The organism is Pseudomonas sp. NFPP24 (assembly GCF_900112095.1).
GTDB classification, from domain to species: Bacteria; Pseudomonadota; Gammaproteobacteria; order Pseudomonadales; family Pseudomonadaceae; genus Aquipseudomonas; species Aquipseudomonas extremorientalis.
Genome location: NZ_FOKD01000011.1, coordinates 43,374 through 66,768 on the forward strand (window position 1 = coordinate 43,374; position 23,395 = coordinate 66,768).

Here is a 23,395-nt window from a genome sequence, read left to right on the forward strand (position 1 = left end):
ATCCGAGGCACTGCCATGAGCAACAACCTGCTGAGTATTCCTTGCACCACCATCAAGGGTGAGCAAAAGACCTTGGCCGATTTCGCCGGCAAGGCCATCCTCGTGGTCAACACCGCCAGCAAGTGCGGCTTCACCCCGCAGTACAAAGGCCTGGAGCAACTCTGGCAGCAGTACAAGGACCAGGGTTTGGTGGTATTGGGTTTTCCTTGCAACCAGTTCGGCAAGCAAGAGCCCGGTAACGAAGGCGCGATTTCCGAATTCTGCGAGCTGAATTTTGGTGTCAGCTTCCCGCTGTTCAAAAAGATCGACGTGAATGGCAGCGACGCCCACCCTTTGTTCGTACAGCTGAAAAAGCAGGCACCGGGTCTGCTGGGTTCCAAGGGGATCAAGTGGAACTTCACCAAGTTCCTGATCGGTCGTGACGGCCAGGTGGTCAAGCGTTTTGCCCCGACCACCAAGCCCCAGGACCTCACCCAAGAGATCGAAGCCCTGCTCAAATGACTGTCTCCCTGGCGCTCGACCATCAACTGTGTTTCAAGCTCTACGCAGCTTCCCGGGCGGTGACCCGAGCCTACAAGCCGATGCTCGATCAACTGGGCCTGACCTACCCGCAGTACCTGGTGATGCTGGTGCTATGGGAGTGGCATGCCACGACGCCGGCGCTACCCACGGTCAAGGCCTTGGGGGAGCGCCTGATGCTCGACTCTGGCACGCTCACGCCGCTGCTCAAGCGCCTCGAGCAGCTCGGCTGGGTCAGGCGTCAACGCAGCGCCAGGGATGAACGCGAAGTGCACCTGAGCCTGAGCGAAAGCGGTGTGCAATTGCGCGACCAGGCCCATGGCCTGAAAACCCGGCTGCTGTGCGACAGCGGCATCGACCTGAACCAGGCCGACATGTTGCGCGATGGCCTGGACCAGTTGCTCCGGCAGATCAAAGACTTGTCGCCTTCGGCACCCATAGATCCAGCAAGCCGCTGAGCTCCTCGCGGCGAAATGGCTTGGCCAGGTAGTCATTCATGCCTGCAGCCCGGCAACGCTCGCGTTCTTCCGACAGGGCGTTGGCGGTCAGTGCGACAATCGGCAGGTCCGGCCAGCGCCCGCTGCGACGGATCTGTCGGCTGGCCTCGTAACCATCCATCACTGGCATATTGCAGTCCATCAGCACCATGTCGAAGGGTTGTTCCTCAAGAAACCTGAGTGCTTCGCCACCGTGGGCGGCCACGATCACCTCACACCCCAGTTTGCTGAGCATGCCCTTGGCCACCAGTTGGTTGACCGGGTTGTCCTCCACCAGCAGGATGCGCGCCCGGTGCATCAGGGGCGCGGCGTCCATCTGGATCGGGTCGAGGATCAGTTGCGCTTCGCTGCGCAGGTTGCGTTGCAGGATCTGATACAGCGCGTTGCGGCTCAATGGGCGCGCCTGTTGCTGCAACGGCGCCAGTGCCGCGACTTCTTCGCTGGGCATGAAATTGCCATAGGCGGTCACCAGCAGGATCGGCGCGCTAATGGCGGGGCGCAGGCGGAACAGGCATTCGGGGCAGTCGGTGATCAGCAGGTCCGGGGCTTGTCCGCTCAAGTCATCGTCTTGCGTGTAGCAGTGCGGTGTCAGCCCCCAGTGGGGCAGCAGGGTGGTGAGCAGCTCTGTGAGGCCACTGCCGGCACTGGTAATGGCGATGACTTCCCCCTTGAGCGGTGTCGGTTGCACCGCAGGCAAATGGGTCGGCAATGGCAGGTCGGCGCAGAACTGGCTGCCGAAGCCCACCTCCGAGCTGATGCTCAAGCGGCCCTGCATCGCTTCACACAGGTTGTGCGTCAACGCCAGGCCCAGGCCCGTGCCGCCAAACTGGCGGGTGATGCCGGCGCCGGCCTGGGTGAAGGGTTGGAAGATCTTCACCTGAGCTTCCTGCGCAATGCCGATGCCGGTATCACACACCTCGATGCGTACCCGGCCCTCCTGCGCGCTGAGGCGAACATCCACACGGCCGAAGCGGGTGAATTTCAAGGCGTTGGACAGCAGGTTACTAACGATTTGCCGCACGCGGGTCGGGTCGCCCAAGACCTGGGCGGGAAACTGCGGGTCGATCAGGCAGGTCAGTTCGACGCTCGGCGCCGCGTTCTGCGACAACAGGTTGGCGGTGTCTTCCACCAGTGAGCCCAAATCGAACGGGATGCGCTCCAGCTCCAACTGGCCGGCGTCGAACTTGGAGAGGTCGAGGATATCGTTGAGCAGCTCCACCAGCACTTTGCCAGAGTCATGGGCAATGGACAGTTGCTGGCGTTGCTCGGCGTTGAGTGGGCTGTCCAGCGACAGCGCGATCATCCCCAGCAGGCCATTGAGCGGGGTGCGAATCTCATGGCTCATGTTGGCCAGGAAGGCCGCCCGCGCCTGGGCCATGCCCAGTGCATGCATCTTTGCGGCTTCCAGTTCGTCGTTGGACTGGCTCAGTCGCTGGTTGCTGGCCTTGAGCTCCAGGGTGCGGGCAGAGACGATATCTTCCAGTTGCCCCAGGTATTCGGTCAGCCGATCTTCAGCGTGACGGCGTTGCTGGATCTCTGTCTCCATGTTTTCGAACTGCTGGTTGGCGACGTTCACGAGCACGCCGATTTCGTCGTGCTCGTGGCCCGGTGGGCAGTCCAGGCGGGCCTGCCGGCGATTGCTCAGCTCGCGGATAATGCGCACCAGAGGCTGGGTCAACATCACGTAGAACAAGCCCAGCAGGATGCCGGTCAGCAACAGGCTGCGGGCGAAGCCGTTGAGTAGCGTGATCTCGGCACGGCGCAGAAAGCGGCTGCCAAAGGCGTAGGTATCCACATCCAGGCGCAGCACGCCAAGGGATTCGTTGGGCATGTGGCTGAGGAACAGGCGGTCCTCAAACTGACGGTTGGCACCGAACAGGAAGTCGCTGATATGGCGGTAGGTGCTTTCTTTGCGCGGTCGGTCGACATCGGCCAGCACCACGCCGTTGTTGTCGATCAACTGGGCGTGAACGATGGCGGGGGAGTGCAAAAGGCCCAGGGTCAGTTCCTGGGCCAGTTCGGCGTCGATGTTGTAGGCGATGCGTGACGCGGGGTTGTGGCTGATTTCGATCAGCGAGCGAATTTCACGGTTGATGGATGCGTCTTCGCTGGCATAATCAATACCGATCTGGATCAGGCTGAGCAAGGTTCCCAAGACGAAACCGACCAGCACAGTCAATCTGGCTTGTTTATAAGACAAGCGGTGGGCGAACTTGATATCCATCGAGTGTTGAACCACTTCACGTTTCCCTTCGCCCGGCAAGCATAGCTGAACATCCACAAGCTCTGGCTTACCCGGCATGAATCGTTTTTTACGCAGCCTCGTGCGGTCTGCCGCAGGGTTGCCAATACGCCATCTTTTGCAAGAACTTGCCAGAGGAATAATCGTGGACTCTCGATTGAATGCCTTTCTTGAACGGGCTGAAACCGTGCTCGCCCGCCTGGAGCCATTGTTGCCCGCGCCGCGCCAGGCCATCGATTGGAACCAGTGCCTGGCGGCGCGCTGGCAGCGCGAAGGCCGCAGTGGTTTCCTGTTGCCGCTGGACGTGAGCCTGGACATGCGCCTGTCCGACCTGATTGGCGTGGACAAGCAACGTGAAACACTGGCGCGCAATACCCAGCAATTTATCGATGGCCTGCCCGCCAACCATGCACTGCTGTGGGGTTCGCGCGGCACGGGTAAATCGTCCATGGTGCGCGCGTTGCTGGCCCAGCACGCCAAGGCGGGCCTGCGCCTGATCGAAATCGAGCGTGATCATCTCGCTGATCTGCCGCGTGTGGTCGAGCAACTGATCAAGTTGCCGCAGCGCTTTATCCTGTTCTGTGATGACCTGTCGTTCGAGGCCGGCGAAGGCGATTACCGCGTGCTGAAAAGCGTGCTGGACGGCTCCCTCGAACAGGCTCCGGAAAACGTACTGCTGTACGCGACTTCCAACCGCCGTCACCTGGTCCCGGAGAACCAAAGCGACAATGACAACTGGAAACGCGTGGATGGCGAGCTGCACCCCAGCGAAGCGGTGGAAGACAAAATTGCCTTGTCCGACCGTTTTGGCCTGTGGCTGTCGTTCTATCCGTTTACCCAGGAGCATTTCCTGGATGTGGTGGAGCACTGGATCGGCGAGCTGGCGAGCAAGGCTGGTTTGCAATGGCAGCGCGATGAAGCCCTCGACATCCTCGCCGTGCGCTGGGCGACCGGACGCGGTAACCGCAACGGCCGTTGCGCGTACCAATTTGCCCGTTACTGGGTAGGCCTTAAATTGTTGGAGCTTCAACCATGATCAATCTACACAGCGCTGGCACCGACCTGGATGGCTATCCGATGCTCTGCGCGCAACTGGAGTCGCTGCTGGCCGATGAGCGCGACTTCATCGCCAACAGTGCGCAGTTTTCTGCGTTTCTGTTCAATCAGCTGGGCGACTTGAACTGGGCCGGCTTCTATCTCAACCGCAACGAAGAACTGGTGCTCGGACCGTTCCAGGGCCAGATCGCCTGTGTGCGCATTCCCTTCGGTCGCGGGGTCTGCGGGGCGGCGGCCGTAACGCGGCAAACCCAGCGGGTGGAGGATGTGCATGCGTTTCCCGGGCACATTGCCTGCGACAGCGCATCGAACAGTGAGCTGGTGGTGCCTTTGGTCAAGGACGGCAAGCTGGTTGGCGTTCTTGACCTCGACAGCCCGTCGCTTGCACGCTTTACGCTCCAGGACCAGGCGGGCATTGAACAGCTGGCGGCGATTTTCCTGCGTCTGACCGACTGCTGATCACGCAAGGGGCAGCAATGCCCCTTACTGACCCTCTAGGCTGTGGAGCTGCACTTGCAGCAACCTTTCCAGTTCCAACATGAACTTTTCCAGGGTTTTCGCACCCGCCTCGATTAACGTCCAGTCATCGCCACGGGCACACGCCTGTTCGAGGGCTTCACACTGCCCGGCCAATGAGGCCGCCTGAACAATACGGGCGGCACCCTTGATCTTGTGGGCCTGCTCAATGATCTCCTGAAGCGGGGCGTGTGCGGTTATCAGTGCGGTCAGTGCCTGGCGATCGTTCCGGCTGCTGCTCAACAGCTCCTCCAGCAGTCGCCTATTCAGCTGTGGGTCGCCGCCGGTCAAGGCCTCGAAGTTGCCAAGGTCCAGGTGCAACTCCACTGTTTGAGGGGCGATCTGCGCCAGTTGTCGCTCCAGAGTCGTGAGGCTGATGGGTTTGAACAGGCAATCGTTCATACCGGCCTGAGCACAGCGTTGTTTCTCTTCAGGCTGTGCATTGGCGGTAAACCCAAGCACCACGCACGGTGGCAGTTGCTCGCGCTGTTCGTATTCGCGGATCGAACGACTCAACTCGTAGCCATTCATGATAGGCATGTTGCAGTCGGCGATGACCAGGTCGAAGCGTTCCTGGCGCCAGGCCTGGAAACCGGCTGCGCCATTCTGGGCTGCCGTGAACTGGTGGCCCAGGTAGCCCAGTTGCTGGCACATCAGCAAGCGGTTGGCGGGATGGTCGTCCACCACCAGCACATTGAGCACCGGCGTGGTTGCGGGCTTCTCGGGTTTCTGTTCATCGGCTGCCTGTTCCGGCAGCAGTCGCGGCATTCGCAGGTTGACATGCACCTGGGTGCCCACCATGGGCACGCTGCTCAGGCTCAGTTCTCCCCCCATCATTGCGCACAGGCTGCGGCAGATCACTAGCCCCAGGCCCGCGCCGCTCCTGGCGAGCTGCCCGGAATTGTCGGCCTGGGCAAAGGGTTCGAACAGGCGTTTCTGATCGTCGCGGCTGATACCTATCCCGGTATCCTCCACCACCAGCTTCATCTCGACCTGTTGCGCCAGTTCGGTGCGCAATACTTCGACGCGGATTTTTACCTGGCCACGTTCGGTGAACTTGATGGCATTGCTGATCAGGTTCGACAGCACCTGCTTGAAGCGCAGCGGGTCGATCAGGACTTCGGTGTCGTCCTGGTCGGGCTTGAACTCTAGGGACAGGCTGAGGGTTTTCTGGCGCGCCAGGCCGTCGAAGACACGCACCACCGACTCGATCACCTCGCGCAGGTTGACCCGTTCCGGCGCCAGGCTCAGGCGGCCGGATTCGATACGTGCGATGTCCAGGATATCGCCGATCAGCTCCAGCAGATCCTTGGCCGAGTTGTAGGCAACTTCGATGGCCGGGCGATCCAGGTGGCCATGGTCGGCGCGTTTGAGGGTCAGCTCCAGCATGCCGATCACCGCGTTCATCGGCGTGCGTATTTCATGGCTCATGGTAGCGAGGAACGTGCTCTTGGCCCGATTGGCTTCGTCGGCGCGCTCTTTGGCCGCGCGGATCTCATCGAACAATTGGCGGCGCTCGCTGATGTCAATCCAGCCACCGATGATTCCCTGCACCTCCCCGGTAGAGTCGCGGTAGGGCAGAATCCAATGATAGATCGTCAGTTTCTTCCCGCGAATATGCAGGGTGCGGTCCAGGATCAGCGGGTTACCTTCGGCCATTACCCGCTGGTAGTCGGCATGGTACTGCTCCGCGTCCGTCTCGAGGGCTTCGCTCATCTGCAGGGCACTTTTGCCGATCACGTCCTCCCGTTTGACTTCGAACACTTGCAGGTAGCTGTCATTGCATGTCTGCAGCAGGCCTTTACGATCGCGCACATAGATGGGGTGCGGGGTTTCATTGACCAGCGCGCGCATGAATTCGAACTGATCGTTGAGGGCACGCTCGGCCATCTTGCGGTGCTTGATCTGACGGCGCATGTAGGCGTTCCAGGCCAGGGAGATCAGCAGTAGCAGCCCGGTGCCGATGATGATACGGGCTATCAGTTGGTGGTAGTTGCGCCAATAACTGTCGGAGGCGGCGGTGTAGCCCCGCCAGCGGCTGTTGATCACCCCCAGTTCATCCGGAGCGATGCTCAACAAGGCCTTGTCGAGAATCGAGCTGAGTTCGGTGGCGCTACGGGATGTGGCCAGGGCAAACGTGGCCGGGAAGGTGCCGATGCTCGTGCTCATCTGCAGCTTGTCCTGGAACACCTGGGACGACAGGAAGTAGTTGGCGACTACCAGGGAGTTCACCGCGCCTTCCACGTGTCCCTGGGCCAACAGTTCCGAAGCCTTGAAGGTGTCGCTGGCTTTGACCAGTTGGACCTGGGGAAAATCGCGACGAAGAATAGCCTCCAGAGGATTGCCTGGCGTGATTGCCAGGCGTTTGCCGGCCATCTGCTCCAGGTTCGAGGGTGCATTGGGTTCTTTGCGTGTCAGCAGGACATAGGAGTTTTCCAGGTAGGGGCGGCTGAAGTTCAGTTGCGCCTCCCGCTCGGCGCTGGGCACGATGGCACCGATGATGTCGGCCTTGCCGGTGTCCACCTGCTCGATCATTGCGTTGACGTCGCGTTCGCGCTGGATCTCGAAGCGCAGCCCGGTGCGCAGGCGGACCAATTCCAGCAGGTCGGCGGTGATGCCGCGGAAGTTGCCATCGGCATCGAAAAAGGTCAGTGGTGCGAAGGTTTCATTCACGACCACCTTGACTACCGGATGGTCTTTCAACCAGCGCTCTTCACGTTGGGTCAGTTGCAGCTTCTGGTCGGACAGCAAGATGTCGCTGCCGGCACTCCAGCGCTTGGCGATCATTTCCCGTTCGTTCATGGGCACGGTGGTCAGAACCGCGTCGACAATACTCAAGAGGGTGCGTTGATGTTGGGACATGGCGAAGCTGAACCCGTAGGCTTCGTGTTTACCGAAGTTGGCCATGCGGATGTTCTTCAGGTAACCCTTGTTGATCATGTAATGGGTGGAAATGGTATCGCCAAGGAAGACGTCTGCCTGGTCGAACGCCACCGCATTCAGGGCATTTTGATAAGAGGGGTAGGCACGGATGATTGCCTTGGGGTACAGCTTTTCCACTTCCGCCAAGGGCAGGTAGTGGTAGACCAGGGCCAGGCGCATGCCGGCCAGGCCATCGTTCAGGCTGCGGGTTTCACCTTCGCGGGTGACCAGCACCGGTTGGTCGACGGCATAGGGTTCGGACAGCGTGAGATTCGGGTTCGCCGCCTCGAAGCCGTTGGAGGAGCCCAGTAAATCGATATCCCCGATTTCGAGCGCACGGATGGCCGCTTCACGGGAAGGGTAGCGCAGTACCTTCACTGGCAAGGCCAGCGCCTTGGCCAACAGGCCGGCGTAATCAGCGGTAAGTCCTTCGTAGTCGCGACCGCTGGACGTGAGGTCGAATGGAGGATAGTCAGGGGCCGCAGTGCCCAACACCAGTTCGCGCTTGTTTTGCAGCCATTGGCGCTGGGTCTTGTTAAGGTTTGTTTCCAGTTGAACGGAGCCTGCACGGCTCAACAAGGTGAAGTGTTCCGGGCCCGTTTGATGGTTCGCGAGCACGGCGGTGCTGAAGCACAAACCGGCACTCAATATAATCAGATAGTCCTTTATACGCCTGGGCATCCGCTTTCTCACACTAGCGCGTTTCGTTTTGCCATCTCGATAAGTTCTACCAAGGATTTGGCTTGAAGTTTTTGCATCAGCCTCTTTTTGTAAGTGCTTACTGTTTTGTTGCTCAGAAACATACCTTTTGCAATTTCCTTGTTGGTGCGGCCTTGTGCAAAAAGTTGCAAAACCATAAGTTCGCGGTCGTTGACGTTCTTGAACAGTTCAAGTTCCTGGGACTCGACGCCGTCTGCACCGCTGCTGTTCAGCGCCTGGCTGGGGAAGTAGTTGTAGCCGGACAACACCGCGCGGATGGCACTCAGCAATTCGCTCAGGTCGCCTTCCTTGCACACGTAGCCGTCGGCGCCCGAGCGCATGCAGCGTGTGGCGAACAAGGTGGGGGATTGGGCCGTCAGGATCAGGGTTTTCATCTGCGTGTTCATGGCATTGAACCGGCAGAGCACCTCGAGCCCGTCGAGCTTGGGGATGCTGATATCGAGGATGATGAGGTCAGGCAAGCATTCGCGGACCATTTGTATGGCATCGCATCCGTTGTCTGTTTCTCCCACCACTTTGTAACCTTCGTGTTCCAACAACATTCGGATGGCAAGCCGTATAACCGGGTGGTCATCGATAATAAAAACTGAGTTCATGATCACATTCCGTGCAAGTGCAAATAAAGCGGGCACATTAGCTCAGAAGGGGAGGCAGGAGCATGAGCTCAGGGGGGAGTAGATATAAAACAGGAAAGTTCCTACATTAAAAAAGGTAAATACCTACACGTTGCTCAGGCTGTGCGAAGTGATATGCCAGCGCTTGTGAGGGGAATGAATTAAATGTTGCCGCTATAGAATTAGCTGGCTCGGTACAGAGCTTTTTCTTCGGGACCTGACGTTTAAAATCCTACATGTGCGATCTGAGTAATGGGCAGATCAAACGTGCCAGCTCATCTTTGTTCAGCGGCTTTGACAAATAGCCGAGCAATGGCAGGCCACGGTCCACCGCTTGGGCGATCAGGGCGGCGAGTTCTGTCGCGGGCAGTCCGCTCAGGAGGATGGCAGTTGTGGTAAAGCGTCGGCGACTGGCGATTTCAATCAGCTCGAGTCCCGGCAGGTCGGGCAGGCATTGATCGCACAGGATGATGTCGAAGGGTATCTCGGCCCGCGACATCAAACAGATAGCCTGTTCGGCGTTCTCGGCCGGGGTTACTCGTGCGAAGCCGAAGCTTCTGAGCAGGCACTGGGTGGCGAGGAGTTGAAAGGGATGATCCTCCACCAGCAGGATACGAAGCGGATAACTGGGCATTGGGGGCACACGGTGAGTCAAGCGTCGATGGAGGGCGCGTAGGAACTGTTCGCCTGGGTCGCCCGGAGCGTGCGTGATTATTCAGCAGGTGCCTGTGCGAATTCGATCAGGCCGCTCTGTTCCCTTCGTAGGTCGATTCCTCTCGGATAACAGGCGGCTTGATCGTACTCGTCATTGGGGGCTGGAGCGCCCGGTCATTTCACGGGCCATTTCGGTGGCATAGCTGTCGGTCATGCCGGCGATGAAGTCGATCATGCGCAGGAACGAGGCGTGCAAAGGCCATTGGGGATTTGGCGCGTTGTTACCCAGCAGGTCGAGAATGCGCCGATTCTTGAACGACGGCGTACGCCCGCCATGCTGCTCCAGGGCTGCGCCGCAAAAGGCGTTCAGCAGAATTTCCAAGGTGGTGTAGGCGCCGATTTCATGCAATGTCTTGCGCTTGTCCTGGAAGATCTTCTTGCGCGCCATGTCCTTGGCGTCCAGCACGCAACGCTTGGCCGGGCCGTGCATGTGCTCCACCAGGTCGCCGGGCAGGGTACCGGCGAGCAAGGCATCCTGTTGTTCGACAAAGGCCCGCGCGGCCGCGTTGGTCAGGTGTTCGATAGCCTTGCCCCGCAGGATCGCCAGCTTGCGCCGCCGGGAGTCCTGCGCGCCGAGTTGGCGATAGGTCTGCGGCAGGTCATCGCCTACCAGGTCCAGCAGCAGCGACTCGACCTCGGTGTACTCCAGCAACTCCATTTCCAGGCCGTCTTCCAGGTCGATCAGGGCGTAGCAGATGTCATCTGCTGCCTCCATCAGATACACCAGCGGATGCCGGGCCCAGCGCTGTTCTTCGAGTTGCGGCAGGCCGAGCTTGTGGGCGATCTGCTCGAGGATCGGCAGTTCGCTCTGGTAACAACCGAACTTGTGTTTCTTGTAGCCCAGGGAGTCGGCGTGGCGGGCGGTCCAAGGGTATTTCAGGTAAGTGCCCAGGGTGGCGTAGGTCAACCGCGTGCCACCGTCGAACTGGTGATATTCAAGCTGGGTGAGCACGCGGAAGCCTTGGGCGTTGCCTTCGAAATTGAGGAAGTCATTACGCTCGGCGCTGCTCATGTCATCCAGCCAACCGCGGCCTGCGGCCTGCTGGAACCAATGGCGGATGGCGTCTTCGCCGGAGTGCCCGAACGGGGGGTTGCCGATGTCATGGGCCAGGCAGGCCGATTGCACCACCATGCCCAGGTCGCTCGGGTCGCACCAGTCGGGCAGGGCGCTGCGCAACGTTTCGCCGACGCGCATGCCGAGGGAGCGGCCTACGCAGCTCACCTCCAGGGAATGGGTCAGGCGGGTGTGAATGTGGTCGTTGCTGGAGACCGGGTGCACTTGGGTCTTGCGGCCCAGGCGGCGAAATGCGCCAGAGAAGATAATACGGTCATGGTCTTTGTGGAACGGGCTACGGCCCAGTTCTTCCGGGCTGTGCAGCGGTTTGCCTAGACGTTCGCGAGTCAGCAGGGTGGGCCAATCCAAGGCGGGTACTCTCCGTGCGGTGAATGACCCTCCCAGCTTCCCGGTTCAGCGCGGGCTGGGCAAGCGAAAATCTACAGCCCGGCCGCGTCGATATCGATTAACAGCAAACGCTGACCGTTATCAAAGAACTGTCCGGCGGTGAGGCAATACTGGTTGGTGGTCGCGTCGCGGTAGGTCGAGGAGAGGGTCAGACGACGCTCGTCCCACCCTTCGGCCAACAGGTGATAGAAATACGGGCGCCACGACCAGTTATGGCCCAGATAAAGGCTGTCGGCCTGCCAGGCGTCCTGGCGCCATTCGAAATTGGGCGTCAGCTGAGTGCCGTGTCGGTCGCATTGGTAGAAGCGCAGCAACCAGGGGAACGCCGGCAGTTGGGGTAATTGGCTCAGCGGCGCCTGTGCCTGGGCCCAGGTTTGCAGGATTTTCATCAGCTCGGCCAATTGCTGGCGCAATTGCATGATGCGCCCGCGTTCCGCCAGTTTTTGCTGAACGTAGACGGTGCGCAACTCTGCAAAACGCGGCACGAAGGCGTCGGCGGCAAACCAGTCCAACTGTGCCTGGGCAAACAGATAGCCCTGCACATAACGCGAGCCGCACTCCAGGGCGAAGCTCAACTGTGCTTCGGTTTCCACGCCTTCGGCAATGATCCAGCAGCCGGTTTTCTCGGCCATCTGCGCCAGCGCCCGCACCACTTCGCTGCTCGGCCCGCCGCGGGCGGCTTCCTGGAACAGGCGCATGTCCAGCTTGAGAATGTCTGGTTGCAATGCCAGCACCCGGTCGAGCTGAGAATAGCCGGCGCCGAAGTCATCGATGGCGATACGCGCACCGGCCTCGCGGTAACGCGCGACCACGTCAGCCAGGCGCTGGATGTCGCCACCCAGTTCGGTGATCTCGAACACGATCCGTCGCGGGTCGACACCATGGCTGTGAATCTGTTTCAGGCTCGGCAGGGCTTGGCCCGGACGCAGGCGGTTGATCCAGCGCGGCGAGATGTTCAGGCTCAGGAACCAGTCGGCGGGTGCTTCATGCAAGCGGCTCAGGGCATTGTCGCGAATCTGCCGGTCGAGACGGCGCAAGGTCACGCCTGGGGTGCGCGGGTCGGCGAACAGCGGCCCCACCGATTGCAGGCGCCCGTCGGCCTGGCGCAGGCGGCCGAGGGCCTCGACACCGGCGATGCGGCCGGTGGCGGTATCGATAAAAGGCTGGAAGCAGGCGAGCGGTTGCCCGTCGATCACGGGGCCTCCTTAAGCGAGGTGGCTGAAAAAAGGCCCGGCCCTCGAAAACGAGGGCCGGGCCGATTCTGTTAGCAAGAATGCAGCCAGCCAGGCTCAACTTTTGCGCGAAGTGCCCTGCATGGCCAATTTGATCAGCGGGATCAACCCGGCACCGAGACGCACCAGGCGTGTCAGGCTGCTGATACCGCCGCCCTTGGCGCCTTTGCCGGTGAAAAAGCCCATCAGCGTCACCGCAGCCACGCCCCACAGCGGCGCGTGCTTGATGCCAAGGCTGTCCTGCCAGTTACTGCCCAGGTTGCGCACCTTGTTCAACGGCAGCATCAGTTGCTGGGACTCGTGGCGGATTTCCTGACGGTGCATTTCCATGCGCAGCCTGATCAACGCTTTGCGCATTTCCCGCCGTGACGTGTTTTTTGGCATTTCAGTCAGGCTCATGGCAGCAGACGCTCCCGGTCATTGGCCAGCTCTTCGAGGGTGGCGTGGAATGGCGTGGACTCATCGAACACCGCCGCTTTCAAGCGCACCCCGCAAAAGGCTGCGGCCAGGCTGTAGAACACGCAGAGGCAGATGATTCCGGTCAGGCGGTAGCCGGTGTCCCAGACCAGGATCATCACCAGTGTCGACAACCCCACCAGCAACAGGAGTGCAAACACCAGCGCCAGGCCGGCAAACAGCAGCAGGCTGACGGTGCGAGCCTTCTGTTCCTGCAATTCGATGCCGAACAACTCGACGTGGCTGTGCAGCAAGCCCAGCACGGCTGCGCCCAGGCGCCTTGAAGTCGTCCCCGTGGACGAGCCGGTTTCGCCGATAGACATGATTAGCGCCTTGTGGCCAGCAGGCCGATCAGAAAGCCCACGCCGGCGGCAATGCCCACCGACTGCCAAGGGTTGGCTTGCACGTAATCTTCAGTCGCAGTGACCGCCGCCTGGCCGCGTTCACGCAGCGAGTCTTCAGTCTGCTTGAGGGTTTCGCGGGCCTGGAGCAGGGTATCGTGGATCTTGGCCCGTAGCTCATCAGCCTGGTCACCGGCGAGCACTTTGGTGTCGTCCAGCAACCTTTCGGTATCAGTCACCAGGGTTTGAAAATCCGCCATCAATATTTCTTGAGCAGTCTTTGCAGTTCTTCTGGCCATGGTTATCTCCTTGATGGGCTGTTTTGTACTTAGTGGTTTCGAGTCACCGGCGTCGGTGAAGGTTCAGTGCAATTGTGTGGTACAGCTTTTGCTTTGCCTTGGTGCGCAGGCCCCGGGGCCTGCGCCGAATCCGGGCGGTCGGGCAGGAAGCCTTGAAAAACCTTACCCTAAATAACTGAAACTCGCGGAAAAACCCTGTCGGCAACGGCCTGTTGTGTTGATCGCTGCGCTAAATCGGTTCATGCCCTCTGCAGAGGGGCGGGACCGGCGGTGCCAATTTAGTGCGCGCAACCCGGGCTTGAACCGCTTTGGTGCTTTTTGCCCTACTGCAGGCCTGCCAACTTCCATGGAAAATGTGCAAAGTGCAGTGGACACGCTTGTCCACAGCTCCAACACCCTGTTTATCCTGATCGGTGCGGTCATGGTCCTGGCCATGCACGCTGGCTTCGCGTTCCTCGAAGTCGGCACGGTGCGCCAGAAGAACCAGGTCAACGCCCTGTCGAAGATCCTCAGCGACTTCGCCATCTCCACCTTGGCCTATTTCTTTATAGGCTATTGGATCTCCTACGGGGTGAGCTTCATGCAACCGGCGGCGGTGATCAGCGCCGACCATGGCTACGGCCTGGTGAAGTTCTTCTTCTTGCTGACCTTCGCGGCAGCAATCCCGGCGATCATTTCCGGGGGGATTGCCGAGCGTGCACGGTTTGCGCCGCAACTCTGCGCAACCGCGTTGATCGTGGCGTTTATCTACCCGTTTTTCGAAGGCGTGGTGTGGAACGGCAATTTCGGCCTGCAGGCTTGGCTGCTCGCAACCTTCGGCGCCAGCTTCCATGATTTCGCCGGCTCCGTGGTGGTCCACGCCATGGGCGGCTGGCTGGCGCTGGCGGCGGTGTTGCTGCTTGGCCCGCGCAACGGGCGCTACCGCGAAGGGCGCCTGGTGGCGTTCGCGCCGTCGAGCATTCCGTTCCTGGCATTGGGGTCGTGGATCCTGATTGTCGGCTGGTTTGGTTTCAACGTGATGAGTGCGCAAACGTTGAATGGCGTCAGTGGCCTGGTGGCGGTCAACTCGCTGATGGCCATGGTTGGCGGCACCGTCGCGGCTTTGATCATCGGCCGCAACGATCCGGGTTTCCTGCATAACGGCCCGCTGGCCGGGCTGGTGGCCATCTGTGCGGGTTCCGACCTGATGCACCCGGTGGGCGCACTGGTCACTGGCGCAGTCGCCGGTGGTTTGTTCGTGTGGTTCTTTATCGCCGCCCAGGATCGCTGGAAGATCGACGACGTGCTGGGCGTGTGGCCGCTGCACGGCCTGTGCGGCGTGTGGGGTGGCATTGCCTGCGGCATCTTCGGCCAGACGGCATTGGGTGGCCTGGGCGGTGTCAGCCTGGTCAGCCAGCTGATCGGCACTGCCCTTGGTGTGCTGGTCGCGCTGGTCGGTGGCCTGCTGGTGTACGGCGTGATCAAGCGCGTGCACGGGCTGCGCCTGAGCCAGGAAGAGGAGTATTACGGCGCGGACCTGTCGATCCACAAGATCGGCGCGGTCAGTCAGGATTGATCGGCTGGTCTGCCTGGCGATAAAAACCGTGCAGCAGGCGGTAGCGGTTGTGTCGCACATCGTCAACCCGCGCCTGCACCTGTTGGTCCGGCAGGCCCAGCAGGATCAGGGCGTGGGAGGCGAGCATCAGGCTTGACTCCAACAGTTCGGGCACCACTTCGCTGGCGCCTGCGGCCTTCAGTTCAGCCAGTTGGCTGTCATCGCGGGTGCGCACCAGGATCGGCACTTCGGTGTTGATCCGGCGTGCTTCCTTCAACACCACCAGCGCGACATCGGTGTTGTCCACCGCAATCACCACCAACCGCGCGCGTTCCAGGCCGACCGCACTGAGCAAGGCGCCACGCCGGCAATCACCGTAGTGCACGCTGCTGTCTTCGGTGGCGGCTTCCTGTACCCGTTCCGGGTCGTCATCCAGAGCGATGAATGCCTGTTGTTCCTGGCGCAGAAAGCGCCCGATGGATTGGCCGACGCGACCATAGCCGCAGATCACCGCATGGCCGTGCAGCTCGGCGTTGAGCGCGGTGATGGCTTCCAGTTGTACTTGCTGGTTGGGCTTGCGGTGCAGGCGCAGGGCAATGCCCGGCGCGGCACGCAGCAGCAGCGGCGTCAGTAGCATCGAGCAGAAGGTGGCGGCGAGCAGCAAGCCGTTGAATTCATCCGGGATCAACCGGCTCTGTTGCATCTGTGCCATCAATGCAAAGCAGAACTCGCCGCCCTGGGCCAGCGCCAGGCCGCTGCGCCAGGCGGTTTCGCTGTCGCTGCCGCGCAGCTTGACCAGCGCGGCGACCACACAGCCTTTGACCAGCATCAAGGTGAGGGTCAGGGCGAGGATCAACAGGCTGTGGCTGACGAACAGTTGCAGGTCGATCAGCATACCGATGCTGACGAAAAACAGCCCCAGCAGGATGTCGCGAAACGGACGGATATCTGCCTCGATCTGATGGCGGTAGTGGCTTTCTCCCAGCAGCATGCCGGCCAGGAACGCGCCGAGGGCAGGGGAGAGCCCCAGCAGGTGGGTGAGCCAGGCGGTCAGCAACACAATCACCAGCGCTAGCAGTACAAACAACTCGGCCGAATGGGAGGCGGCGACTTCATGAAACAAGCGCGGCAACAACCAGCGACTGGCGAGCAGCAAGCCGACAAACAACACCACGGTCTTGCCCAGGGTCAGTGGCAGCGCCCAGTACCAGGCTTGTTCACCGGTGCCGGCAAACACCGGCACCAGGGTCAGCAACAGCACCGCTACCACATCCTGGAACAGCAACACGCCAATCGCGTTCTGGCCATGGCTGCTGAAGATTTCACCGAGGCTGGTCAACTCCTTGCTGACGATGGCCGTGGATGACAGCGCCAGCCCTGCGCCCAGTAACAACGCGACGCCTGGCGCCACACCCAGGATCATCAACAAGATGCCCAGCAGCGCCCCGCAGCCCAATACCTGCAAACTGCCCAGGCCAAACACCACGCGGCGCAGGGCGAGCATCTTGGTCAGGGAGAACTCCAGGCCCAGGGAGAACAGCAGGAACACCACGCCCAGTTCGGCGAGGTCGGGCAGCTCTTCGCTGTCATTCACCCAGTCCAGTGCGGTGGGTCCTACGGCCAGGCCGACGCACAAGTAGCCCAGCACCGGCGGCAGTTGCAGCCGGCGAAACAGCGCAATCACCACCAGGGATGAGGCCAGAATGATCAGCAGGTTGGCAAACACACGCATCTCCGTTGCAAGGGGGCAGGCAAAAAGCCGCGAGAATCGCTGAAACAGTTATAGGCCATGGTGACCTGGGTCAGGGTTTTTGGGGGCTGGTTTCTCGCCACAGATTTTCGTCAGGCTTAGAATGTTGGCCTACTTTCTGATCAGGTCCATTCGTCATGCTTCCTGAATGCCAGCTATTCGGCACCCTGGGTTGCCATCTGTGTGAAATCGCCGAAGCCGAAATCATGCCGCTCGTCGAACACGGGTTGCTGGTGGAACTGGTGGATATCGCCGACCCCGACGACCTGACCGAAGCCTACGGCCTGCGGATTCCGGTACTTCGCAGAGTGGACACCGGGGCGGAACTGGATTGGCCATTTGACTCACAACAGGTCGTGGCCTTCCTTCGTTGAGTTTATGCGATGGCAGGTTTCCAAATATTAAGTTACTGTATGTTTGTACAGCGATTGAGTAGAGGGAACGCCCGTGGTGAATGTTGAACAACTGAAAAGCAGCGTCAATCGCATGTCCGCCGATGTCGTGCGCGACGCGGTGAACGAGCTGCGCCTCGATGGCCTGGTCACAGAAGGCAAGACGCCTTTTAACAAGGTGCATTTCAATACCTGCTTTGCCGAGATCGAGGCGCTGTTCCAGCGTGCCGGTTACCACAAGCAATTGGATGTGGTGGGTTACCAGGGCTTGTTGTACGCGTTGTACGATCCAGGCCGCTGGGAAGCGGTGGACGTGCTGCGCTGGCTCAAGGAATTCACCGAGGCCGCCAGTGCCTCGCCGATTCTGCGGGCGGAGCTGGCCAAGGCTTGAGATCCGCCCTAGGCTCAAGCCCGCCCGATGCGGGATAATGCCCGCCGGTTTTCCCAGGCTTCGAGCATTTCATGTCCACTTCCGTTTTTATCGCCTCCGAGCACCAAGCCAGCACCCTGTATTTGCCGCCCGGTCCTTGGGCGACGGTGCTCGATTGCCTCTGCGAGCACTTCCCGGCGATCGGCCGTGGACAGTGGCTTGACCGCATCGCCCGTGGCAGGGTGCTGGACATCAACGGCAGCCCCATCAGGCTGGACTTGGCCTACAAGGAAGGCCTGTGCATCTATTACTTCCGCGAAGTGCCCAACGAGAAAGTCATCCCGGTGCAGGAAACCATCCTGTACGCCGACGAGCACTTGGTGGTCGCTGACAAACCGCACTTCCTGCCCGTGACCCCCGCCGGTGAATACGTCGAGCAAACGCTGCTGCGGCGCTTGATTCGCCAGTTGGATAACCCATCGCTGGTGCCCCTGCACCGCATCGACCGGCATACGGCGGGGCTGGTGCTGTTCTCGGCCAACCCGGCCAGCCGCTCGGCGTATCAGCAACTGTTTCCCACACGCCAGATCGACAAGTTCTACGAAGCCATCGCTCCGGCCCTGCCGAACCTGACGTTCCCGCTGGTGCATAAAAGCCGCCTGGTCGATGGCGAGCCGTTCTTTCGCATGCAGGAAGGGCCTGGCGCGAGTAACACCGAAACGGCGGTGGAAGTGCGGGAAAAAAACGGTGATCTATGGCGCTATGGCCTGTTTCCCGTAACCGGCAAGAAACACCAGTTGCGTGTGCACATGACCGCACTCGGTGCGAGTATCTGCAACGACCCGTTCTACCCGGACGTGATCAAGGACGCCGTGGACGATTACGCCAACCCCCTCAAACTGTTGGCCCAGGGCGTACGGTTTATCGACCCGGTCACAGGTGTCGAGCGCAACTTGCGCAGCCAGATCACCCTCGACTGGTAACTGCCAGAAACGACAAGGCCCGCGCGAGGCGGGCCTTGATGGCAAACGCTAAGACTTACAAGTCTTTGACGGTGCGAACCTGATCTTTGTTGATGCGGGTGCGCTTGCCGTCAAGCTGTTCGAATTCGTAGAAACCCGAATCTTCGTTGTATTTAGGGGTGTCGACGGCCTGGATTTCGCGACCGTCATTCAGGGTGATCACTGTCGGCGAGGCACAACCGGCGAGGGTGGCGAGGCCCAGTGCAAGCATGAGAGCGGCGATGGTCCGTTGAGTCATGAGTTTGTCTCCGAGATAATTCTTTTGAATAGCTGACCTTGTGACGCTCACGGCGTCGACAAAGTTCCGGCTGCGAGGTTCATTCTGACACGCCCGGGCGCGTCTGTAACAGCTCCGGCGTATTAAGGTTGGCCAGGCGCGGGTCATCCGCCGGGCACTCCAGGCCCACGCCGCCCAGTTGCAGGAAGAGCTTGCGCGGGCTGCGCTCACCGGCTTGCCAGGCGCTCTCCACCGCGTTCCGCAGGGCGGTGGGGAGGATGCAGATCAGCGGCTCCCAGAACTCACCATGGCGTACCATCACCGGCAGCCGAGGGTTGCGCCGTGCAGTGTCACACAGGCCGGCGAGCAACCCTGCGTCGATATGCGGCACATCGCACGGCAGTATCAACAGGTGTGTGTGGCGCGCAGCGGCGAGTCCTGCGCGGATACCGGCAAGCGGGCCGGGAAAATCCGGGCTGTCGTCGTTCACCAGTTGGTCGGCGTACGCGGCGTAGTGCTCCAGGTTGCGGTTGCACGAGATGATCAGGTCATCCGTCAGCGGCCGCACCAGGCGCTGCAGATGGGCGATCAAGGGCTGGCCATGCCATTCCAGCAGGCCTTTGTCCTGGCCGCCCATACGCTGGCCACGCCCACCGGACAGCAGCAAGACCGAACAGGGCAGTGATGATGAATCGATAGGCATGGCGGTTCCGCAGCGGCAGTAAAAGGGGGGGCTGTGATATAACATCGGGCTGTTCCTTCGACAACCGGACCGTGCCATGAAAGCCAAGGCAGATGCGCCCTTCGTACCTCTGAATATCGCTGTATTGACCGTCAGCGACACCCGCACCCTCGACACCGATACCTCCGGCCAGGTCTTTGTCGACCGCCTCACCGCTGCCGGCCATAACCTGGCCGAACGCGTGCTGCTCAAGGACGACCTCTACAAGATCCGCGCCCAGGTCGCCCACTGGATCGCCGAAGACGTGGTGCAAGTCGTGCTGATCACCGGCGGCACCGGCTTTACCGGCCGTGACAGCACCCCCGAAGCCGTGAGCTGCCTGCTGGACAAGCAGGTCGATGGTTTTGGCGAACTGTTCCGCCAGATCTCCGTGGCGGACATCGGCACCTCTACGGTGCAGTCCCGCGCCCTGGCCGGCCTGGCCAATGGCACCCTGGTGTGCTGCCTGCCAGGTTCCACCAATGCCGTGCGCACCGGTTGGGACGGTATCCTCGCCGAGCAATTGGACAACCGTCACCGCCCATGCAACTTCGTCCCGCACCTGAAACAGGCCGAGCCTTGTGAATCCCGTGGGTAAGCCGGGCAAGACCGGCGCCCTGCTGCCGGTGGAAGACGCGTTGGCGCAACTGCTGGCCATGGCCGAAGCCGCACCGATCCGCGAGCAGGAAACCTTGCCCCTTGCGCACTGCGACGGGCGTGTATTGGCCTTGGACCTGGTCTCCACCCTCGACCTGCCACCCTGGCCGAACAGCGCCATGGACGGCTATGCCGTGCGTCTGTCGGACTGGACCGGCGAGCCCCTGGTGGTCAGTCAGCGCATCTTCGCAGGCCAGGCGCCGCAACCCTTGGCTGCGGGCACCTGCGCGCGCATCTTTACCGGCGCCCCGGTACCCGAAGGCGCCGACTGCGTGGAGATGCAGGAAAACGCCGTGGTCCATGCCGACGAGCGCGTGAGCTTCACCGAACCCCTGCACCTCGACCAGAACATCCGTCCACAAGGCCAGGAAACCACTGCAGGCGAGCTGGTTTTGTCGGCAGGTACGCGCCTGGGTCCGATTGAACTCGGACTTGCCGCCTCCCTGGGTCGTGACCGCCTGGACGTGGTGCGCCGCCCGCGTGTGGCGGTGCTGTCCACCGGTGACGAATTGATCGAGCCGGGCCTGCCACTGGGGCCGGGACAGATCTACAACAGCAATCGGCGGGTGCTGTGCTCGTGGTTGACCCGTATTGGCTGTGAAGTGATCGACGCCGGCATCCTGCCCGACGACCTTGAGCAAACCCGTACGCGCCTGGGCGACCTGGGCAGTGTCGACCTGATCCTGTCAACCGGCGGCGTGTCGGTGGGCGAGGCGGATTTCCTCGGCATTGCCCTTCGCGAAGAGGGCGAACTGGCCCTGTGGAAACTGGCGATCAAACCGGGCAAGCCGCTGACGTTCGGGCATTTTCGTGGCGTGCCGGTGATCGGCCTGCCAGGCAATCCGGCGTCGACGCTGGTGACCTTTGCGCTGTTGGCCCGGCCTTATCTGCTGCGCCGCCAAGGTGTGCAGGATGTCGAACCGTTGCGTTTCGAAGTGCCGGTGGGCTTCACCTGGCCTAAACCTGGCAACCGTCGCGAGTACCTGCGTGGTCGCATCGAACAGGGCAAGGCGATCATCTACCGCAACCAGAGCTCTGGTGTGCTGCGCAGCGCGGCGTGGGCGGAGGGGTTTGTCGAGGTGTTGGAAGGCACGACGCTGGCGATCGGCGATCGGGTCAACTTCATCCCGCTCAGTGAAGTCCTGAACTGACCCAATCCAAATGTGCCTCAGTAATCGTCGCCGCGTTCGGTGATGTCGCGCTCCACCGGCCCCGCATCCGGGTCATACCCCACCGGGAACTTGCCCTTCAACGTCCAGGCAAACGCAATGATCTCGGCAATCGTGCGGTACAGCTCCTCGGGAATACTGTCGCCCAGCTCCATCCGTGCCAGCAGCTTGACCAGTTCGGCGTTTTCGTAGATCGGTACTTCATTTTCCCGCGCCAGCTTCAGGATTGCTTCGGCCAGGGCGTCATCGCCCTTGGCCGTCAGCGTGGGTGCCTGCTGGCCGTCGTACTTGAGGGCAATCGCCTGGCGCGGCGGTGTCGGGTTCTTCATGCGGTTTCATCCACCCAGCGTTGTTCCAGTCCGGTTTTCGGCCCGCGCGGTGGGATGCCGAGGTGGCAATCGAGGTCGCCGACGTTGATGCCCGAGGTCACCAGGCGTTCGCGCAGGGTGCCCAGGTGGCTTTCGATCAGGCTGGCGGTGAAGGGGCGGGAGGCCCACAGCTGGCTGGAGAGTTTGCCCTGGCTCAATTGTGCCTGGACCTGCAACGGCCCGAGCGGCTCCATGTCGAAAGCCAGTTCGACGCGCCAGAGCATCTGCTTGGCGTCCTTTTTCTCCTTGCGTTCGGGCTGGTCCTTGTCCGGTGCCGGTTCTTCGCGCTGGAACTTGACCTGCAACGGCACGATGTCCTGCAGCGTGCGCATGGGGATTTCCAGTTGCCAGGTGGTTTGCAAGCGGCCGTCGGCAGTCGTGCCGGTCTGTTCCAGGCTCGACAGCTGATGGCTTTGCAGGCGTGAGATGGCTCCGGCGGCCAGGCGCAGCAGGTTTTCCAGGTCGCCTTCGCCTTCCAGTTTCGCCATCAGCCGTTCAGGCAGCGGGAAGCTGGCAGGTATCTGGCGGGCGCTGACTTGGCCGAGGGTATTCAAAGGGCTGCGCACGAAGTTGGGCAGCGCCTGGGCCAGGGTGTTGGCGGCGAGGATCGCTGTCATGTTGGTGCTGGCGGGCAGGGCGGGCAACAGGTCCGCGACCAGGCGCAGCAACGCACCCTTCATGTCCAACGGCGGAATTTGCGGGTTCTGCCCGGCGAGCAGCTTGGCTTCAAGGAAGGCGCCGCTGTTCTGGATGACTTGCGCCAGTACCTTGGGGTTACTGACCTGCGCCAGGTCCGGCAGGGCGGCCAGCAGGCGGTCGGCGGCGGCGCGCAGGTCGGCGGAAGTACTGTCGCCGCGTGGCAGGTTTTGCAGGGCGGTGACGACTGCATCCAGCGAGCCCTGGCGACTCTGTTGGGTCGACAGTTGCTGGCTGACGGCCAGTTGATCCTTGAGCCCGCTCAGCGGCACAAAGCTCAGGGTCTGCGCGTTCTGCACCACGGCGCTGAGCAGGCTGCCGACGCGCAGGGGCTGAGGGCTTTCCACGGTCAGGGTCGCGCCCGCCAGGGCGTTGTTGAGCACAGTGACCAGCGAGCGGTAGATCGCCGGCTGCGCCGTGCCCTGAGGCAGCATCTGGGTGGTCAGCACCTTGGCCTGCAACAGCGTGCCTACCGGCATCTGGTTTGTGTCAATACGGGTGAGGGCGGCGACATTGGCGCTCAAGGCCTGCTGCAGGCTGAGGGTCAGGTTGCCCGCAGTCGTCTGGCTCACTGCCACATTGCTGCCCAGCGGCAGTGGTTGGGGGCTGCTGGCCTGTACCAGGGTCTGGCGGCCGCCTTCCAGGGTCAATTTGAGCAGCAACTGGAAGGCTTCCCCGCCTTGTTTCAGGGCGATGACTTCAGCGTTCGCGGTTTTGCCAGGGTCGATCAGGCCGATCTGCGGCTCCAGCAGTTTCAGCAGCTCGCCGGCCGCGGGTGCGGGGCCAGGCCCGGCTGTCGGGGCGGGTGCAAGCGTAGGAAGGTTGATCTCACCGGTCATCGCGCGCGTCGTCTCTGGGGAAATTGCCCTCTTTAGAGTAGGGCATCACATGTATAATGCCGCCCGTCTG

General features: G+C 61.3%; 24 protein-coding genes. 10 read left to right on the plus strand and 14 right to left on the minus strand.

Annotated features, from left to right (window positions below):
* Positions 1 to 15 precede the first annotated feature (15 nt).
* Together BM026_RS22095 and BM026_RS22100 are read left to right on the plus strand one after the other, a co-directional pair.
* Positions 16 to 501 (plus strand): glutathione peroxidase, encoded by a 486-nt coding sequence (locus BM026_RS22095; protein WP_058427952.1) that lies wholly within the window; start codon positions 16 to 18, stop codon positions 499 to 501.
* Positions 498 to 977 (plus strand): MarR family winged helix-turn-helix transcriptional regulator, encoded by a 480-nt coding sequence (locus BM026_RS22100; RefSeq protein ID WP_093123282.1) that lies wholly within the window; start codon positions 498 to 500, stop codon positions 975 to 977. The genes BM026_RS22095 and BM026_RS22100 overlap by 4 nt, the downstream gene beginning before the upstream one ends.
* On the opposite strand, the gene BM026_RS22105 is transcribed toward BM026_RS22100, so the two are convergent.
* Positions 931 to 3,240 carry a hybrid sensor histidine kinase/response regulator gene (locus tag BM026_RS22105; protein ID WP_093530084.1) on the minus strand — a complete coding sequence of 770 codons (2,310 nt, stop codon included), beginning with the start codon at positions 3,238 to 3,240 and terminating at the stop codon, positions 931 to 933. The genes BM026_RS22100 and BM026_RS22105 overlap by 47 nt on opposite strands.
* Positions 3,241 to 3,403: 163 nt before the next feature.
* Between BM026_RS22105 and BM026_RS22110 the strand changes: the two genes are divergently transcribed.
* The gene (locus BM026_RS22110; RefSeq protein WP_071488507.1) at positions 3,404 to 4,294 is read left to right on the plus strand and encodes an ATP-binding protein; all 891 of its coding nucleotides are present in this window, start codon (positions 3,404 to 3,406) and stop codon (positions 4,292 to 4,294) included.
* The gene (locus BM026_RS22115) at positions 4,291 to 4,773 is read left to right on the plus strand and encodes a GAF domain-containing protein (protein WP_092247726.1); all 483 of its coding nucleotides are present in this window, start codon (positions 4,291 to 4,293) and stop codon (positions 4,771 to 4,773) included. The genes BM026_RS22110 and BM026_RS22115 overlap by 4 nt, the downstream gene beginning before the upstream one ends.
* A 24-nt stretch (positions 4,774 to 4,797) precedes the next feature.
* On the opposite strand, the gene BM026_RS22120 is transcribed toward BM026_RS22115, so the two are convergent.
* The 8 genes from BM026_RS22120 to BM026_RS22155 form a co-directional block, all read right to left on the minus strand.
* Positions 4,798 to 8,433, minus strand: coding sequence for a transporter substrate-binding domain-containing protein (locus BM026_RS22120; protein ID WP_093123274.1), 3,636 nt, complete (start codon positions 8,431 to 8,433; stop codon positions 4,798 to 4,800).
* A gap of 8 nt (positions 8,434 to 8,441) precedes the next feature.
* The gene (locus BM026_RS22125) at positions 8,442 to 9,068 is read right to left on the minus strand and encodes a response regulator transcription factor (protein WP_092247732.1); all 627 of its coding nucleotides are present in this window, start codon (positions 9,066 to 9,068) and stop codon (positions 8,442 to 8,444) included.
* A 250-nt stretch (positions 9,069 to 9,318) separates the two neighbouring features.
* The gene (locus tag BM026_RS22130) at positions 9,319 to 9,720 is read right to left on the minus strand and encodes a response regulator (RefSeq protein WP_093123269.1); all 402 of its coding nucleotides are present in this window, start codon (positions 9,718 to 9,720) and stop codon (positions 9,319 to 9,321) included.
* A gap of 171 nt (positions 9,721 to 9,891) precedes the next feature.
* A complete protein-coding gene (locus BM026_RS22135) occupies positions 9,892 to 11,223 on the minus strand; it encodes a deoxyguanosinetriphosphate triphosphohydrolase (RefSeq protein WP_058427944.1) in 1,332 nt (443 codons plus the stop codon).
* Between the two features lie 71 nt (positions 11,224 to 11,294).
* Positions 11,295 to 12,458, minus strand: a complete 1,164-nt coding sequence (locus BM026_RS22140) for an EAL domain-containing protein (RefSeq protein ID WP_093530086.1) — start codon at positions 12,456 to 12,458, stop codon at positions 11,295 to 11,297.
* A 93-nt stretch (positions 12,459 to 12,551) separates the two neighbouring features.
* Positions 12,552 to 12,893 (minus strand): hypothetical protein, encoded by a 342-nt coding sequence (locus BM026_RS22145; protein ID WP_092247738.1) that lies wholly within the window; start codon positions 12,891 to 12,893, stop codon positions 12,552 to 12,554.
* Positions 12,890 to 13,273 carry a phage holin family protein gene (locus BM026_RS22150; RefSeq protein ID WP_012723020.1) on the minus strand — a complete coding sequence of 128 codons (384 nt, stop codon included), beginning with the start codon at positions 13,271 to 13,273 and terminating at the stop codon, positions 12,890 to 12,892. The genes BM026_RS22145 and BM026_RS22150 overlap by 4 nt, the downstream gene beginning before the upstream one ends.
* 2 nt (positions 13,274 to 13,275) lie before the next feature.
* Positions 13,276 to 13,590: an ElaB/YgaM/YqjD family protein gene (locus BM026_RS22155; protein WP_012723021.1), complete on the minus strand. Its 315-nt coding sequence runs from the start codon at positions 13,588 to 13,590 to the stop codon at positions 13,276 to 13,278.
* A gap of 346 nt (positions 13,591 to 13,936) precedes the next feature.
* Here BM026_RS22155 and BM026_RS22165 point away from each other — a divergent pair, with 346 nt between their 5' ends.
* Complete coding sequence (locus BM026_RS22165) at positions 13,937 to 15,145, plus strand: ammonium transporter (RefSeq protein ID WP_071488501.1); 1,209 nt, start codon at positions 13,937 to 13,939, stop codon at positions 15,143 to 15,145.
* Here BM026_RS22165 and BM026_RS22170 read toward each other — a convergent pair.
* Complete coding sequence (locus BM026_RS22170) at positions 15,132 to 16,856, minus strand: cation:proton antiporter (RefSeq protein WP_139217570.1); 1,725 nt, start codon at positions 16,854 to 16,856, stop codon at positions 15,132 to 15,134. The two genes, BM026_RS22165 and BM026_RS22170, sit on opposite strands and share 14 nt — an antisense overlap.
* Before the next feature lie 155 nt (positions 16,857 to 17,011).
* On the opposite strand from BM026_RS22170, the gene BM026_RS22175 reads away from it, so the two are divergent.
* The 3 genes from BM026_RS22175 to BM026_RS22185 all read left to right on the plus strand — a co-directional run bounded on the left by BM026_RS22175 (position 17,012) and on the right by BM026_RS22185 (position 18,619).
* Positions 17,012 to 17,248, plus strand: coding sequence for a glutaredoxin family protein (locus BM026_RS22175; RefSeq protein WP_058427940.1), 237 nt, complete (start codon positions 17,012 to 17,014; stop codon positions 17,246 to 17,248).
* A 73-nt stretch (positions 17,249 to 17,321) separates the two neighbouring features.
* A complete protein-coding gene (locus tag BM026_RS22180; protein WP_010565034.1) occupies positions 17,322 to 17,657 on the plus strand; it encodes a hypothetical protein in 336 nt (111 codons plus the stop codon).
* Between the two features lie 71 nt (positions 17,658 to 17,728).
* Positions 17,729 to 18,619, plus strand: a complete 891-nt coding sequence (locus BM026_RS22185; RefSeq protein WP_092247741.1) for a pseudouridine synthase — start codon at positions 17,729 to 17,731, stop codon at positions 18,617 to 18,619.
* Between the two features lie 55 nt (positions 18,620 to 18,674).
* On the opposite strand, the gene BM026_RS22190 is transcribed toward BM026_RS22185, so the two are convergent.
* On the minus strand, positions 18,675 to 18,896 hold the full coding sequence (locus tag BM026_RS22190; RefSeq protein ID WP_010211805.1) for a YgdI/YgdR family lipoprotein: 222 nt from the start codon (positions 18,894 to 18,896) through the stop codon (positions 18,675 to 18,677).
* Between the two features lie 79 nt (positions 18,897 to 18,975).
* On the minus strand, positions 18,976 to 19,578 hold the full coding sequence (gene mobA, locus BM026_RS22195) for a molybdenum cofactor guanylyltransferase MobA (RefSeq protein ID WP_093530088.1): 603 nt from the start codon (positions 19,576 to 19,578) through the stop codon (positions 18,976 to 18,978).
* Between the two features lie 76 nt (positions 19,579 to 19,654).
* On the opposite strand from mobA, the gene moaB reads away from it, so the two are divergent.
* The gene (gene moaB, locus BM026_RS22200; protein ID WP_056857153.1) at positions 19,655 to 20,194 is read left to right on the plus strand and encodes a molybdenum cofactor biosynthesis protein B; all 540 of its coding nucleotides are present in this window, start codon (positions 19,655 to 19,657) and stop codon (positions 20,192 to 20,194) included.
* On the plus strand, positions 20,178 to 21,404 hold the full coding sequence (glp, locus tag BM026_RS22205; protein WP_093530090.1) for a molybdopterin molybdotransferase MoeA: 1,227 nt from the start codon (positions 20,178 to 20,180) through the stop codon (positions 21,402 to 21,404). Before moaB ends, glp begins: the two co-directional genes overlap by 17 nt.
* A gap of 17 nt (positions 21,405 to 21,421) precedes the next feature.
* Here glp and BM026_RS22210 read toward each other — a convergent pair whose 3' ends face one another.
* Both BM026_RS22210 and BM026_RS22215 read right to left on the minus strand, forming a co-directional pair.
* The gene (locus BM026_RS22210; RefSeq protein WP_092247750.1) at positions 21,422 to 21,751 is read right to left on the minus strand and encodes an EscU/YscU/HrcU family type III secretion system export apparatus switch protein; all 330 of its coding nucleotides are present in this window, start codon (positions 21,749 to 21,751) and stop codon (positions 21,422 to 21,424) included.
* Positions 21,748 to 23,325, minus strand: a complete 1,578-nt coding sequence (locus BM026_RS22215) for a flagellar hook-length control protein FliK (RefSeq protein ID WP_093530092.1) — start codon at positions 23,323 to 23,325, stop codon at positions 21,748 to 21,750. The genes BM026_RS22210 and BM026_RS22215 overlap by 4 nt, the downstream gene beginning before the upstream one ends.
* Positions 23,326 to 23,395 lie beyond the last annotated feature (70 nt).

What these genes read in the sequence shown, in the direction of transcription:
- BM026_RS22095 (WP_058427952.1), top strand. Translation starts at nt 16, where the DNA reads ATGAGCAACAACCTGCTGAGTATTCCTTGCACCACCATCAAGGGTGAG.
- BM026_RS22100 (WP_093123282.1), top strand. Translation starts at nt 498, where the DNA reads ATGACTGTCTCCCTGGCGCTCGACCATCAACTGTGTTTCAAGCTCTAC.
- BM026_RS22105 (WP_093530084.1), bottom strand. Translation starts at nt 3,240, where the DNA reads ATGGATATCAAGTTCGCCCACCGCTTGTCTTATAAACAAGCCAGATTG.
- BM026_RS22115 (WP_092247726.1), top strand. Translation starts at nt 4,291, where the DNA reads ATGATCAATCTACACAGCGCTGGCACCGACCTGGATGGCTATCCGATG.
- BM026_RS22120 (WP_093123274.1), bottom strand. Translation starts at nt 8,433, where the DNA reads ATGCCCAGGCGTATAAAGGACTATCTGATTATATTGAGTGCCGGTTTG.
- BM026_RS22125 (WP_092247732.1), bottom strand. Translation starts at nt 9,068, where the DNA reads ATGAACTCAGTTTTTATTATCGATGACCACCCGGTTATACGGCTTGCC.
- BM026_RS22130 (WP_093123269.1), bottom strand. Translation starts at nt 9,720, where the DNA reads ATGCCCAGTTATCCGCTTCGTATCCTGCTGGTGGAGGATCATCCCTTT.
- BM026_RS22145 (WP_092247738.1), bottom strand. Translation starts at nt 12,893, where the DNA reads ATGAGCCTGACTGAAATGCCAAAAAACACGTCACGGCGGGAAATGCGC.
- BM026_RS22150 (WP_012723020.1), bottom strand. Translation starts at nt 13,273, where the DNA reads ATGTCTATCGGCGAAACCGGCTCGTCCACGGGGACGACTTCAAGGCGC.
- BM026_RS22155 (WP_012723021.1), bottom strand. Translation starts at nt 13,590, where the DNA reads ATGGCCAGAAGAACTGCAAAGACTGCTCAAGAAATATTGATGGCGGAT.
- BM026_RS22165 (WP_071488501.1), top strand. Translation starts at nt 13,937, where the DNA reads ATGGAAAATGTGCAAAGTGCAGTGGACACGCTTGTCCACAGCTCCAAC.
- BM026_RS22170 (WP_139217570.1), bottom strand. Translation starts at nt 16,856, where the DNA reads ATGCGTGTGTTTGCCAACCTGCTGATCATTCTGGCCTCATCCCTGGTG.
- BM026_RS22175 (WP_058427940.1), top strand. Translation starts at nt 17,012, where the DNA reads ATGCTTCCTGAATGCCAGCTATTCGGCACCCTGGGTTGCCATCTGTGT.
- BM026_RS22185 (WP_092247741.1), top strand. Translation starts at nt 17,729, where the DNA reads ATGTCCACTTCCGTTTTTATCGCCTCCGAGCACCAAGCCAGCACCCTG.
- BM026_RS22190 (WP_010211805.1), bottom strand. Translation starts at nt 18,896, where the DNA reads ATGACTCAACGGACCATCGCCGCTCTCATGCTTGCACTGGGCCTCGCC.
- mobA (WP_093530088.1), bottom strand. Translation starts at nt 19,578, where the DNA reads ATGCCTATCGATTCATCATCACTGCCCTGTTCGGTCTTGCTGCTGTCC.
- moaB (WP_056857153.1), top strand. Translation starts at nt 19,655, where the DNA reads ATGAAAGCCAAGGCAGATGCGCCCTTCGTACCTCTGAATATCGCTGTA.
- BM026_RS22210 (WP_092247750.1), bottom strand. Translation starts at nt 21,751, where the DNA reads ATGAAGAACCCGACACCGCCGCGCCAGGCGATTGCCCTCAAGTACGAC.
- BM026_RS22215 (WP_093530092.1), bottom strand. Translation starts at nt 23,325, where the DNA reads ATGACCGGTGAGATCAACCTTCCTACGCTTGCACCCGCCCCGACAGCC.